This window comes from Telluria sp. LT2P80, assembly GCF_059685955.1.
Genome location: NZ_JCASIO010000010.1, coordinates 120,489 through 134,621 on the forward strand (window position 1 = coordinate 120,489; position 14,133 = coordinate 134,621).

At 65.2% G+C, this 14,133-nt stretch carries 11 protein-coding genes; 6 read left to right on the forward strand and 5 right to left on the reverse strand.

From position 1 onward, the window contains the following. Window positions 1–153 precede the first annotated feature (153 nt). The 5 genes from AC56LW_RS21495 to AC56LW_RS21515 form a co-directional block, all read right to left on the reverse strand. The gene (locus tag AC56LW_RS21495; protein WP_499637441.1) at window positions 154–2,517 is read right to left on the reverse strand and encodes a sensor domain-containing protein; all 2,364 of its coding nucleotides are present in this window, start codon (window positions 2,515–2,517) and stop codon (window positions 154–156) included. Between the two features lie 113 nt (window positions 2,518–2,630). After that, on the reverse strand, window positions 2,631–3,488 hold the full coding sequence (fdhD, locus tag AC56LW_RS21500; RefSeq protein ID WP_499637443.1) for a formate dehydrogenase accessory sulfurtransferase FdhD: 858 nt from the start codon (window positions 3,486–3,488) through the stop codon (window positions 2,631–2,633). After that, window positions 3,485–5,824, reverse strand: coding sequence for an FdhF/YdeP family oxidoreductase (locus AC56LW_RS21505; protein WP_499637445.1), 2,340 nt, complete (start codon window positions 5,822–5,824; stop codon window positions 3,485–3,487). Before AC56LW_RS21505 ends, fdhD begins: the two co-directional genes overlap by 4 nt. A gap of 202 nt (window positions 5,825–6,026) precedes the next feature. Then, on the reverse strand, window positions 6,027–7,295 hold the full coding sequence (locus AC56LW_RS21510; protein ID WP_332533563.1) for a nitronate monooxygenase: 1,269 nt from the start codon (window positions 7,293–7,295) through the stop codon (window positions 6,027–6,029). Window positions 7,296–7,473: 178 nt separating this feature from the next. After that, the gene (locus tag AC56LW_RS21515) at window positions 7,474–7,959 is read right to left on the reverse strand and encodes a YajQ family cyclic di-GMP-binding protein (RefSeq protein WP_183550398.1); all 486 of its coding nucleotides are present in this window, start codon (window positions 7,957–7,959) and stop codon (window positions 7,474–7,476) included. 143 nt (window positions 7,960–8,102) lie between these two features. Between AC56LW_RS21515 and murB the strand changes: the two genes are divergently transcribed. The 6 genes from murB (at window position 8,103) to blaOXA (AC56LW_RS21545) (ending at window position 13,680) form a co-directional block, all read left to right on the forward strand. Next, the gene (murB, locus tag AC56LW_RS21520; protein ID WP_499637447.1) at window positions 8,103–9,119 is read left to right on the forward strand and encodes a UDP-N-acetylmuramate dehydrogenase; all 1,017 of its coding nucleotides are present in this window, start codon (window positions 8,103–8,105) and stop codon (window positions 9,117–9,119) included. 10 nt (window positions 9,120–9,129) lie between these two features. Continuing rightward, window positions 9,130–9,837 (forward strand): SDR family oxidoreductase, encoded by a 708-nt coding sequence (locus AC56LW_RS21525; protein WP_499637449.1) that lies wholly within the window; start codon window positions 9,130–9,132, stop codon window positions 9,835–9,837. Between the two features lie 89 nt (window positions 9,838–9,926). After that, window positions 9,927–10,310, forward strand: a complete 384-nt coding sequence (locus AC56LW_RS21530) for a BlaI/MecI/CopY family transcriptional regulator (RefSeq protein WP_499637451.1) — start codon at window positions 9,927–9,929, stop codon at window positions 10,308–10,310. Further along, window positions 10,307–12,031: a class D beta-lactamase gene (gene blaOXA / locus AC56LW_RS21535; protein ID WP_499637453.1), complete on the forward strand. Its 1,725-nt coding sequence runs from the start codon at window positions 10,307–10,309 to the stop codon at window positions 12,029–12,031. Before AC56LW_RS21530 ends, blaOXA (AC56LW_RS21535) begins: the two co-directional genes overlap by 4 nt. A 9-nt stretch (window positions 12,032–12,040) precedes the next feature. Further along, a complete protein-coding gene (bla, locus tag AC56LW_RS21540; RefSeq protein WP_499637455.1) occupies window positions 12,041–12,904 on the forward strand; it encodes a subclass B3 metallo-beta-lactamase in 864 nt (287 codons plus the stop codon). Then, window positions 12,904–13,680, forward strand: a complete 777-nt coding sequence (blaOXA, locus tag AC56LW_RS21545) for a class D beta-lactamase (protein WP_499637457.1) — start codon at window positions 12,904–12,906, stop codon at window positions 13,678–13,680. Before bla ends, blaOXA (AC56LW_RS21545) begins: the two co-directional genes overlap by 1 nt. Window positions 13,681–14,133 lie beyond the last annotated feature (453 nt).

The window sequence follows — 14,133 nt, forward strand, 5'->3', positions numbered from 1 at the left end:
AATGATGCAACTTTAACGCGCCGGGCGCGTCAGGGCCAGTTTCCTGCGACAGCCTGCACAAATCGGGGAATGGACGGGGCGGGTGTTCGCATCACGTTGACCATGTGGCGGCGCCGACGTTCGTTGAACGCGTGGACGGGGAACCCGTCCACCCTACAATGCATGTTGGCGATCCTTGAGGAAAGCGCGCGCGGCGGCGGCTGACAATGGCGCGCTGAACCATTGTCCCTGCATCTGGTCGCACCCGTGGCTGCGCAGGAAGTCGACCTGTGCCTCGGTTTCCACCGCTTCGCCCACCACCGTGATGTCGAGGTTGTGGCCGATGTCGATCAGGGTCCGGGCGAGCGCGCCGTTGCGGCCATGATCGGCGATGTCGTGTACGGCCTTGCGTGACAGTTTCACCTGGCGCACCGATAACTGCTGCAGGAACGCCAGATCGGACATGCCTTGCCCGAACTGGTCGACCGACAGCATTGCGCCTGTGGCGCGCAGTTGCACCGAAAGGTCGCGCCCCAGGCCAGGGTTGCGGATCAGGTCAGCTTCGGGGATTTCGATTTCGAGGCTCCCGGGCGGTAACCCGGCCTCCTGCATGCGGCGGGCGATGCCGGCGATGAAGTCGGGCCGGCTGTATTCGCGGTGCGTCACGTTCACGGCCACCGGCAGGCCCGCGTAACCGGCGCTGCGCAGGTCGCGTGCGAAGGCACAGGCCTGGTCCAGCACCCAGCCGCCGATCTCGACAATTTGTCCGCTTTCTTCGGCTTCGGCCAGAAAGGACGCCGGCAGCATCACGCCGTGCTCGGGATGCCGCCAGCGCAGCAGGGCTTCGAACCCCCGCACCTTGCCACTGCGTGCTTCCATCCGGGGCTGGAACAACAAAAATAACTGATCGTCGTCGAGCGCGCTGCGCATGCTGTTGGCCAGTGCGACGCGCGCTTCGCTGACGTCGTGCATTTCGCGGGAATGAAAATGCACGCCGCCGCCATGGCGCTTGGCGCGGTGCATCGCCATGTCGGCGGCGCGGATCAGGTCGGCCGATGTCGCGCCATCGTGCGGGTAGGCCGCCACGCCCAGGCTCGCGCCCACGTCGATGTCGTTGCCGCCAAACGAGACCGGCATGATCAATGCGCGGCGCAACCGTTCGACCATGCGCAGCGTGAAGCGCAGGGTCGGCTGGTCGACCAGCACCAGGACGAATTCATCGCCCGCCATGCGCGCCACCGTGTCGCTGTCGCGCACGGCTGCCTGCAGGCGCCGCGCGACGACCTTCAGCACGGCGTCGCCGGCATCGTGGCCAAAGGTATCGTTGATGGCCTTGAAACCGTCCAGGTCGATCAGGACTGTCGCCACCAGCGTCTGGTGGCGCTGGGCCAGGTGCAGGGCATGGTCGAGCCGGTCCCGCAACAGCGTGCGGCTGGCAAGGCCCGTCAGGCTGTCGTGGTTGACGTCGGTCTCGACATGCTCGGCACGATGCTTGCTGGCCGTGACGTCATTGATGATGCCGATAAAGTGCGTAACCTTGCCATTGTCGTCGTGCACGGGCGTGATGTGCAGGTCGTTCCAGAACAGTTCGCCATTCTTGCGCAGATTACGCAGCACGACGTGCACCGACCGATGCTCGCGCAGCGCCCGCCGCATGCGGCTGCGCTCGTCGGCGTCGAGGCCGGGCGCCGCCATGAAACGCGAATCACGCCCGATGACTTCCTCGGCGCTGTAGCCGGTAATGCGTTCGAACGCGGGGTTGACGTACTCGATCAGGTGGTCGGGCCCCGTATCGTGGGCGATGATCACGCCATTGCGCGCGGCATTGAGTGCGCGCCGGTACAGGGCCAGCTGGCGCTCGCGTGCGCGCTGGCGGGAAATGTCGATGCCCATGCCAAAGATGTACTGGCCCCCATTGCAATCGATGCGCGCGCCACGCAGCAGCATCGGTGTTTCGCGGCCACTGCGCGAAACATAGTCGGTCTCCAGGGCGATCTCGGTGTTGTTGTCGAACATGGCCTCGACCTGCCTGAGCGCGCCGGGCCGGTCGCGCGGATCGAGCATGGTGATACCGTTGGCAGCGGCGATTTCATCCGGCATCATCTCGCACAACCGTTCGAGATTATGGTTCCACAGCAGGACGCGGCCTTCGCGGTTCATGATGTAGAAGGTGCCCGGCAGCAGGTCGACGACGGCGGACAGTGGTGTCGCGCCAAGCCGCTCGCCTTCCGATACGCCGATCACGGCCGGGGCGATGGTGATGCTGTAGCCGAGCGGGGCGCCATCGCGGCCGGACTGCAACATGAGGTGGAGACTGGCAGGGCGGGGGCCGGCGCTTGTCGCCAATGTGGCCAGGCTCTGGTCGGCGCCTTGCAGGGCCAGCCAGCTGGCGCCGTCGAGCAGGCTGGCGACCGGCTGGCCGATGATGTCGGCTGCAGCACGACCGAACAGCGCGGCGCACGCCGGGTTCCAACTGGTGATGGTGCCCGCTTGATCAGCCAGGAAACTGACCTGCTCGGCAGGGGCAAACGTTGACATGTCGGGCCGCCTCTCTCGCATCGCGCCGCGTTGGTTGCGCGCATGCTTTCAGCTTATACCCGTTCAACATCGTTGTCGCGCGCCGCGCGTGCGGCGTGCGCTGGCGTCTGCGCTCAGGTCAGGCGCTGCGGATGGCTGTAGACGACGTGGCGACCGGCGCGCACGAAGCCGGCCAGCGTCACGCCCGCTGCATCGGCCAGGCGCACGGCCATGGCCGTTGGCGCCGAGATGGCCGCCAGTACGGCGATCCCGGCGCGCGCGGTCTTTTGCACCATCTCGAAACTGGCGCGGCTGGTCACGACGACGAACCCGCTGTCGGCGGGCACGCCATCGTGCGCCATCGCGCCGATCAGTTTGTCGAGCGCATTGTGACGGCCGACGTCTTCGCGCACCGTGCGCAGCACGCCATCGCGGTCGGCCCAGCCCGCCGCGTGGACGGCGCCGGTCGCCAGGTGCAGGTGCTGGCGCGCCGCCATTGCGGCCATCGCGCGGTGCAGCGCATCGGGGGCGAACTGCGCCGTCACGCCATGCGCGCCGCCGTCGCGTGCATCGATCAGGCCCGTTTCGCGCTCGAACCAGGCCAGGCTGTCCACGCCGCACAGGCCGCAGCCGGTCTTGCCGGTGCGTGCACGCCGCGTTTCCTTCAGGCGCGCCATGGCGCCGGGGGCAATCTCCATCGACAGCGTGATGCCGTGCAGGCCCGTCTCGATGGCAATGTCGCGGATATCTGCCGCCTGGCGCACGATGCGCTCGGACAGCGAAAATCCCAGTGCGAAGTCTTCCAGGTCTTGGGGAGAGGCCAGCATCACCGCGTGGCTGATGCCGTTGTAGACGAGCGCCACCGGCACTTCCTCGGCCAGCACTTCGGCCAGCGCCTCGCTCGCGCCGGCCTGCCAGCAGGCTGCCGGCACGCTGCTGGCAACAGGATAGTCCGGCCCGCCATCACCGGGGAAGGACGTGCGCGCGTTCATGCCACGCTCGGTGGCGCGCTGGCTGTCCCGTGTGCTGCACCACTGCCGCTGCGCTCGAGCAGCACATCGATGGCCTTGGCCGCCGGCACCTTGCTCTCCTTCGCATGGTGCCACAGCGGGATCAGCGGATTGCATTCCGGGTAATAGCCGGCGATGCAGCCGGTTGGCACATCGTAGGGCACGATCTGCAAGCCTTCGACGCGGCGATTCACGCCATCGTCCGCATGCGTGCGCAGTGCCACGACGTCACCCTTGCCGAGGCCATAGCGTTCCATGTCGGCCGCGTTCATGAACAGCACCATGCGGCTGCCGTGCACGCCGCGGAAGCGGTCGTCGTTGCTGTAGATGGTTGTGTTGAACTGGCCATCGCTGCGGATCGTGAACAGGCGCAGGATATCGGGGCCGCCCGGCATGTTCGGATTGCCTGGCACTTCTTCGGGCACCGTGAATTCGGCCTTGCCACTCTCGGTTTTCCAGATGCGCTCAGCGGCGGCCAGCGGCTTGCGGTAGCCGCCCGGGGTCCACATGCGCTCGTTCAGATCCTTGAAGATTTCGGGGAACGTGACGCCCATCGCCTTGCGGATGACGCGGTAGTCGGCCACCCAGGCATCCCAGTTGACGTTGGGGTTGGGCGCCAGCGTCGCCTTGGCGATGCCGGCCACGATCGCCGGCTCGGACAGCAGGCCGGGCGCGGCCGGCTCGGTCATCCCGCGCGAGCCGTGCATGTGCGACGTGCTGTCTTCGACCGACACGGACTGGTCGCCCGAGCCCTGGCGGTCAATCTCGATCCGGCCCAGGCAAGGCAGCAGGTAAGCTGCCTTGCCGTGAATGACGTGATTACGGTTAAGCTTGGTAGCAATCTGCACCGTCAGCGGCAGTTCGCGCCAGGCCGCTTCCATCAGCACCGTTTCCGGTACGGCGCGCAGGAAATTGCCGCCCAGGCCAATGAAACCCTGCAGGTCGCGCTTGATGATGGCTTCGCAGGCATCGACCGTCGTCAGGCCCATGTCGCGTGGCGGCTCGAAGTTGAACTGCTCCTTGAGCTTGTCGAGCGGCGCCAGTTCGGGCTTTTCGGTAATGCCGACCGTGCGCTGGCCCTGCACGTTCGAGTGGCCGCGCACCGGGCAGATACCAGCGCCCGGCTTGCCGATATTGCCGCGCAGGAGCAAGAGGTTGACCATCATCGTCACGTTCTGCACGCCATTGCGGTGCTGTGTCAGGCCCATGCCGTACACGCCCAGCACCGCGCTCGACCTGGCATACACGCCCGCTGCTTCTTCGAGCGCCGCTTGCGACAGGCCCGCTTCGCGCTCGATGGCTTCCCATGAGCAGGCGCGCACGGCCTGTTCGAAGTCGCCGAAGCCGTTGGTGTGTTCCTGGATGAATGCGATGTCGATGACGCGCTGTTCACCGGCGGCCAGCGCTGCATCGTCAAGGGCGAAGATCGCCTTGCACATGCCCATGATCACGGCCGTGTCGCCACCCGGCTTGACCTGGTGGTACTGGGTCGAAATCGCCGTCTCTTGCCTGGTCAGCATTTCGAGCGGCGACTGTGGATTGGTGAAGCTCACCAGCCCCCGTTCACGCAGCGGATTGAAGGTGATGATCGGCACGTCGCGCTTGCGCGCTTCTTGCAGCTGGTGCAGCATGCGCGGGCTGTTCACGCCCACGTTCTGGCCGAAGAACAGGATGCAGTCGGTATCCTCGAAGTCGCTCAGCTTGACCGTGCCCACCGCGATGCCGATCGTCTTCTGCAGGCCGACCGACGTGCTTTCATGGCACATGTTCGAGCTGTCCGGCAGATTGTTGTTGCCGTACATGCGCGCCAGCAGCTGGTACATGTACGACGTTTCCAGCGAAGCGCGGCCCGAAGCATAGAACACGACCTGCTTGGGATCGAAGCCGCGCAGCGCAGCGCCGATCTCGTTGAAGGCCACGTCCCAGTCGACCGGCAGGTATTTGTCGCTGGCGGCGTCATAGCGCAGCGGCGTGGTCAGGCGGCCGTGGTCTTCCAGCGCATGATCGCTCCAGCCTTCGAGCTCGGTCAGCGTGTGGCGCTGGAAGAAGTCAGCGCCGATGGACTTGCTCGTGGTTTCCCAGGCAGTGGCCTTGGCGCCGCTGGCGCAGAATTCGAACGGGTGCGGATTGGCCGGCTTGGCCCAGGCGCAGCTGACGCAGGCGAAGCCATCGGTCTTGTTTTGCTTGAGCAGCAAGCCCGTGTCTTTGACGACGACGTTCTGGTCGGTCAGGATCGTGCTGACGTCACCGACCGAGCCCCAGCCGCCGGCTGGCATCGTGGCTTTGGTAATACGGACCTGCTTTTTCTCTTCGCTCATTGCTCACTCCCGCTGATGGAGTGATTACCGTAACGTTCATGCAAGACGGCTTCGGTGCGCCTGCGCACATTCAGCGGCGATCACGGGGCAGGGGCGGGACAAGGCGGTTCATTCGGGCATAAACGCAAAAACGTCATTCCCGCGCCGACAGGAATGACGTTTTCATGGCCGTTGCACGGTGCGGCAACAGCGAAAGTCGGGCTTATGCCGCGACGATCTCCTGCTTTTCTGGCAGGGCGATCTCGTTGTTGACGCTGAACTGGTAATCCTTGAACACGTGCTCGGCGCTCAGGATCTGGTAGTTGCCATCGGCCAGCAGATGCGACGTGTCCTTCAGGCGGTACGTGTAATGGCCGCAGGTCCAGCAATTGAAGTTGCGCATGTGCGTGCACAGGCAGGTCTTGTCCATCACCGTGACTTTTTTCAGTTCCGGATGCGCCTGCACCTCGCGGTTGTAGGCATTGATGTACGAGCAGTTGCCCGTTGCATCGAGCAGATAGCCGTACGATTCGCAGCCCGGGCGAATGCCCGAGCCAATGGCCGGCGTATTCTTGAGCATGCGCATCGGATAGCCGGTCGGCGAAATGCCGTTGACTTCGATGTCTTCTTCGCTGGCGCGGAAGTATTCCTGCTTGACGTCGTCCGGCAGGCCGCATTCGGTGGTCACGGTAAAGCGCGTGGCGACCTGAACGGCGCCTGCACCTTTTTCGAGGAAGCTGACGGCATCCGAACCGGTGAACACGCCACCGGCGGCAATGACCGGGATCCCCAGTTGCTCGGCCTTCACGAATGCATGGACCTCGTCCATGATCGTGTGCAGGTCGTATTGCTTCCAGTCATCCATGCCGAAGCCCAGGTGGCCACCGGCCAGGGGGCCTTCGACGATGATGAAGTCGGGCTTGCGGTCCAGGCGCGAGACTTTGCGCAGGAACAGTTGCAGCGCGCGCACGGACGACACGATGATGCCCAGGTGCGCATCGCGGAAACGCGGGTGATCCTTGATCAGCTCGAACGAGCCCAGATGCAGACCGGCCGACAGCGTGATGCCATCGATGCCGCCGTCCAGGGCCGACGCCAGGCGCACGCGCAGCGTTTCCTTCGGCGCGTTCATGGTCAGCTTTTCCATGCAGTTCACGTAGATCAGGCCATCGCCTTTCTTCGCTTCCATGGTCGAGCTGACATGACGGCGCGTGGCCTCGGCCAGGTGATCCAGATCGAACTGGACCACCGCCTTGTTCATGTTGTTGATGTTGAACTTGTAGGTCTTGGTTTTTTCCTTGACGTACGTGGTGTCGAACTTGCGGTCGGACACGTCTTGCGACATTGCATCGGAGATATGGCCGATTCCGCCCAGACGGGCTGCTTCCAGCGCCAGCTCGGACGTCGAAATGTCCACACCCATTCCGCCGATCATGATGGGCACGTATTCCTTGTTGCCCATGCGCAGGCGGAAATCATCAACACGTTTCATTGCTATCCTTAGACTACCTAATCTGCCCGGAGTGGCTGCGGTGTGCGAGAGTCGACCCTGGGTCGGCACACGGCGCCATTTTACTCCAAGCGTTACAAGGCTTCAGCGGACACATTGTCCACGTAGCGCCCCGTGCCAGCGCCGGTCAAGCCGGCCCGTTGCAACGCGCTGATACCGATCAGTCGCGGAAGTTGTTGAAGGCCAGTGGCAGGTCTTGCACGTCCTTGCGCAGCATGGCCATGGCCGTCTGCAGGTCGTCGCGCTTGGCGCCGGTGATGCGCACCGATTCGCCCTGGATGCTGGCTTGCACCTTCATCTTGCTTTCCTTGACCAGTTTGGTGATCTTTTTCGCGTCGTCGGTTTCGATACCGTTGCGCACCTTGATCACCAGCTTGACCTTGTCGCCGCCAATTTTCTCGACCTTGCCTTCGTCAAGGAAACGCACGTCGACCTTGCGCTTGGCCATCTTGTTGATCAGGACGTCCTTTACCTGGGTCAACTGGAAATCGGAATCGGCAAACAGCGTCAGTTCCTTGTCTTTTTGCTCGACATTGGCCGAGCTGCCCTTGAAATCGAAACGGGTCGTGATTTCTTTGTTCGATTGTTCAACCGCGTTCTTTACTTCGACCATGTCTGCTTCGCAGACGACATCAAATGATGGCATGGGGTGTCCTTGTTTTGTCTTGCATGTAGATGAATCCCTCTATTTTAGCGGACGGCGGCCCGAATCGCGACCGTTTCACCCGTGTGGAAAGCCGGGAATGCACGAACCACTATAATGAAACGACACTTTTACGCCGTTACATCATGCCTCTCATTCACGCCCAGCCGCTCGACACGTTCAATACCTTCCGCATTCCCGCCCGCGCGCGCCACTACCTGCGCGTGGATGGCGCCGAGCAACTGGCCGCGGTGCGTGCCGATCCGGTGCTGGCGGCCTTGCCGCGGCTGGTGCTTGGCGGCGGCAGCAATCTGCTGTTCACGCGCGACGTCGAGGGCCTGGTGCTGCACATGACGGGGCAGGGCCGCGAGGTGCTGGGCGAAGAGGCCGGCAAGATCCTCGTACGCGCCCAGGCCGGCGAACACTGGCACGGCTTCGTGCGCTTCACGCTCGAGCAGGGCATCGGCGGGCTGGAAAACCTGTCGCTGATACCCGGCACCGTGGGCGCCGCGCCTATCCAGAATGTGGGGGCGTATGGCGTCGAAACCAAGGACGTATTCCATAGCCTCACTGCCTACGACATGGCCAGCGGCGTCACGCGCACGCTGGACGCGGCCGCCTGCCGCTTCGGCTACCGCGACAGCATCTTCAAGCATCCCGACGGCGCCAATCTCGTCGTGCTGGACGTGACCTTTGCCTTGCCGCGCGCATGGCAGCCAAACCTGCGCTATGCCGAACTGGGTAATGCGGTGCAGGAAGCCGGACTGACGGCGCCCACGCCCAGCGACATTGGCCTGATCGTCGAAGCAATCCGGCGCCGCAAGCTGCCCGATCCGCGCGAGATCGGCAATGCCGGCAGCTTCTTCAAGAACCCGGTGGTGTCAAGCGCGGAATGCGCAAGGCTGCTCGCGCAGTTCCCGACCCTGGTGCACCACGCCCAGCCGGACGGCACGTTCAAGCTGGCCGCGGGCTGGCTGATCGACCAGTGCGGCTGGAAAGGGCGCCACCTGGGCGCGGCCGGCGTGTACCATAAGCAGGCGCTGGTGCTCGTCAACCTGGGCGGGGCCACGGGCCAGGACGTGGTCCGGCTGGCGGCCGCCATCCAGGCCGATGTGGCGGCGCGCTATGGCGTGATGCTCGAACCCGAACCCGTCTTCATCTAGGAACCTCCCCATGAACAAAGTCATCGTCACCGGCCACACCCGTGGCCTCGGGGCCGCCATCGCGGCCGAACTGCAGTCGCGCGGCCTGGCCGTGCTGGGCCTGGCGCGCGGGCGTTCTGCGCTGGCCGGCATCGAACAGGCCGAAGTCGACATGGCCGATCCGGCCGCGTTGCAGGCCTGGCTCGCCGGCCCGGCGCTGCGCGATTTTCTCGCGGGCGCCGACGCCGTGTACCTCGTCAACAACGCCGGCGTCGTCACGCCAGTGGGCCCGCTAGCTGCGCAGGAGCCGGCGGCCGTGCTGCAGGCGGTGATGCTCAACGTTGGCGCGCCGCTGGCGCTGGCCGCCGCGTTCGTGCAGGCCGCGCCCGGGGCGACGCGGCGCATCCTGCACATTTCCAGCGGGGCAGGGCGCAATGCCTATCCTGGCTGGGCCGTGTACTGCGCGACGAAGGCCGCGCTCGACCAGCATGCGCGGGCGGTCCAGCTTGACGGCGATCCGCAGGTGCTGGCGGTCAGCCTGGCGCCGGGCGTCATCGACACCGACATGCAGGCGGCGATCCGCGCCACGCCGGACGCCAACTTCCCGCTGCGCGAGCGCTTCGTCGAGCTGAAGGACACGGGCGGCTTGACCTCGCCCGAGGATTGCGCGCGCAACCTGGCCGACTATCTGCTCGCGCCTGGCTTTGGCCGTGAAGCGGTCGACGATCTGCGCAACTGACGGCGATAACAAGTTCTTGACGTGCGTGTGACAATTGTCGCATCATTGCGGCAAGCGTCACATAAGACGTCACGTCAAGGACTGTTGCCATGGCCGTACCCTCGATTTCTGAACTGACCCTCCTCAAGGCGCTGTGGCGCCAGCAGCCGATGAGCGCGCGTGAAATCCACGATGCGGTCGAGGCCGAGCTGGGCTGGTCGTATTCCTCCACCCGCAAGACGCTCGAGCGCATGCTCGACAAAGGCATGGTGCGCCAGGAGCTTCGCCACGGCGTGCAGGTGTATGCGGCGGCCAGCGACAAGGTCGATACGCTGGCTGCGTTCGCCCACGATTTCGGCCGGCGCGTGATGGAGATCGACACGCCGCTGCCGGTTAATATGTTCACCGGCAGCAAGCTGGTGGATGACGATGAGCTCGCGCGCCTGGAGCAGCTGCTGAACGACTGGCCGGTCGACAAGGACCCTGCGCCATGACCACGCTCGACGCGACGCTTATCCGCTTCCTGTTTGCCAGCATCGGCTGCCTGGCCGCTGGCATGGCCGTGTGGGGTGTGCTGGCGCTGGCACGGCGGTACCTGCCGGCGCTTGGCATGCAGCGCACGCCGTGGATGCTGGGGCAGGTCGCGCTTGCGGCCACCTTCATCATCCTGATGCTGCCGCAGGCGCAGCAGCTTCACATGCTGCCCGTGTTCGATGTCGATCTGTCGCCCATGACGGCCGGCACAGTCGCCAGGCCCGCTCAGGCGGCCGGTGCTGCCAGCACGTTTGCCCAATCCCGCTCGTGGCTGAGCTGGACCGCGTGGGCATGGGTGTTGGCTTATACGGGCGGTTTGCTGTGGATGCTTGCGCGCTTGGTCCATGGCCAGCGCGCGCTGGCGCGGTTGCTGCGTGCCGGTGCGCGAACGCCGTCGGACGTGGCGCTGCCTGTCATGATCGAAGTCGATGCCCCCATTTCCCCGATGCTGGTCGGCCCGTTCCGACCGCGCCTGCTGTTGCCGCTGGCCCTGCGAACGATCGATCCACTGCAGCGCGACCTGATCGTCGCCCACGAACTGACGCACTGGCGCCGGGGCGATCTGTGGTGGCTCGCCGCCTGCGCGCTGCTCCAGGCACTGTGCTGGTTCAATCCGGCGATGCGCCTGCTGCGCGCACGCCTCGTCTGGGCCCAGGAGCTGGGCTGCGACCGCGACGTGCTGCGCGGCCGGCCGCAGGTCCAGCGCAAGGCCTATGCTGCCGCGCTGGTCGCGCAGCTGCGCTTCCAGTATGGAACCGCGCCAGCCAATGCGCTGGCCTTCGGTGGCGTCGCGCCGGACACGCTGGCCGCGCGTGTCGCGCTGATCCGCTCACCGGGCCTCTCGCTTCATGCAGGCCGTGCCCGCTGCGCCGGCCTGGTGGCACTGGCGCTGGTGTTCGGCGCCAACCTCGCGCTGCAGCCGGCGCTGGCATGGGACGCTGCGCCGGAGGCGCTCGACTGCACCCTGATGCTCGATGCTGCCACGGGAGCGGTGCTGGTCGAGGAAGGGCGCTGCGACGTGCGCACCACGCCGGCGTCGATCTTCAATATCGCCGTGAGCCTGATGGGATTCGACGCCGGCATCCTGAAGGACACCCACGCGCCGGCGCTGCCGTTCAAGGACGGCTATGTTGACTGGCAGCCATCGTGGCGCGCCACCACCGATCCGACGAGCTGGATCCGCAATTCGACGGTCTGGTACACGCAGCAGGTCACCAGCCGGCTGGGCGAGCGCCGCGTGCAGGACTACGTGGGCCGCTTCGACTACGGCAACCAGGACCTGACCGGCGGCGTCGACAGCGCCTGGATCTCGTCATCGCTGCAGGTCTCGCCACGTGAACAGGTCGCATTTCTGCGCAAGGTCGCCCACCGCGAACTGCCCGTCAGCGCGCACGCATTCGACATGACGGCGCAGCTGCTGCGCTTGCCCACGCTGGCGGATGGCTGGCAGGTGTACGGCAAGACCGGCACCGCGTCAGGCAAGTCGCCCGATGGCAATGAGGACACGGGCCGCGCGCTCGGCTGGTTCGTCGGCTGGGCCACCAAGGACGGCCGTACCGTCGTCTTCGCACGCCAGAACCTTGGCCCACGCGATCCGGACCGCGCGGCCGGGCCGCTCCTGAAAGAACATTTCCTGCGCGCCCTGCCGGGAAGACTCGCAACGCTGTCACCGTCCACATAAGGAATCGTCATGATGAAACACACACGCCTGGCACTTGCCACGGCTGGCCTCGTCACGTGCCTGCAGCCTGCTGCAGCCAACGACTGGAACACGCCGCAGGAACCGTTTGCCCTGTACGGCAACACCTACTATGTCGGCACGCATGGCCTGTCGGCGGTCCTGATCACATCGCCACAGGGCCACATTCTGATCGACGGCGGCAGCGAGAAATCGGCCCCGCAGATTGTGCGCAATATGCGCCAGCTCGGCTTCAAGGTCGAAGATATCCGCTTCATCCTGAACTCGCATGCACACTTCGATCACGCAGGCGGCATCGCCGAGCTGCAGCGCCTGTCGGGCGCCGAGGTCCTGGTCGGCAGCGCTGCCGTACCGGTGCTGGCGAGTGGCCAGGCCGACAAGGGTGACCCGCAATACACCGACCTTCAGCCGATGGCGCCAACTGCCCGCGTGCGGGCCGTGGCCGACGGTGACGTCGTCAAGCTCGGCCCGCTGGCAGTGACGATGCACGCCACGCCCGGCCACACGCAGGGCGGCGCAAGCTGGACCTGGAACGCCGTCGAGGGCGGCCGGACGGCGCACATGGTGTACGCCGACAGCCTGAACGCCATCGCGGCCGGGCCATTTCGCTACCGTGGCCATCGGGCCTATCCGACGGCGCGCGCGGACCTGGAACGCTCGATCGCGACGGTGGCCGGCCTGCCGTGCGACGTGCTGGTCTCGGCGCATCCGGAAGGCAGCGACCTGTGGCAGCGCTACGCCCGGCGCGCTGCGCGGGGCAGCGCCGCCTTCATCGACACCACCGCCTGCCGCACGTATGCCGACAAGGCTAGAGCGCGTCTGGCCACCCAACTGGCCAAGGAAACAGACCAATGATCAAGCATGTTCTTGCACTCGCCCTGATGGCATTCGGCGCCGTCGCCCAGGCCACCGAATGGCGTGACAGCCCGGCCATCACGCAGCTGTTCAAGAAAGAGGGCGTGACGGGCACGTTCGTCGTGCACGACGTGGCCCAGGACACCAACACGGGCCACGACCGCCAGCGCGCCGCCAAACGGTTCATCCCGGCGTCGACCTTCAAACTTCCGAACTCGCTGATCGCACTGAGCACGGGCGCCGTCGCCTCGGTCGACGAGATCGTGCCGTACGGCGGCAAGCCGGTCGCGCGACCCGAATGGGCCCGGGACATGGGCCTGCGCGAAGCGATCAAAATCTCGAACGTGCCCGTCTATCAGGAAATGGCGCGGCGCATCGGACTGGAACGCATGCGCGGCGCGCTCGTGCGGATGAATTACGGGAACATGGACACCGGCACGGTGGTGGACCGTTTCTGGCTAGATGGCCCGCTCGAAATCAGCGCGCTCGAGCAGACGTTGTTCCTGGCCCGGCTCGCGCAAGGCCAACTGCCGTTCGAGAACGTGCACATGGACGCAGTGCGCGCGATTGCGCGCCAGGATGGCCCGGCCGAACTGTATGCGAAGACTGGCTGGGGCAAGCGGCCCGGCCAGCCCGATATCGGCTGGTGGGTCGGCTGGATCAAGAAGGACGGCAAGCTCTACACGTTCGCGCTGAACATCGACATCCCGGACGGGGCGCCCGACAAGCGCGTGTCGCTGGCGAAAGCGGCGCTGCAGTCAATGGAGCTGTTATAGCTCCACGTCCGGCTGAAGAACAGCGAGGGTCAAGAACAGCGGGGGTCAGGTCTGACATTCGGACACGATCTCGACAGTCGGAACAGCGGGGGTCAGGTCTGACATTCGGACACGATCTCGACAGTCGCGAACAGCGGGGGTCAGGTCTGACATTCGGACACGATCTCGACAGTCGTGAAGAACAGCGGGGGTCAGGTCTGACATTCGGACACGGTCTCGACAGTCGGGCAGTCGAAACTAGCTGACACCAGGCCATGCTAGTGCTGGGCAAGACACCACTGGGCGTGGCTAAGGCTGAGGTCGTGTCCGAATGTCAGACCTCGTATATTGAAGATGCCAGCGCACCAGTAGATAATATTGTTGATGTGGCCGGTCGGGGTGACACTGTTCAGACTGAGTGCCATTGAGCACGTGGGTCAGATTGGTGCCCCCGCCCGTTTCATTTTATTAGTC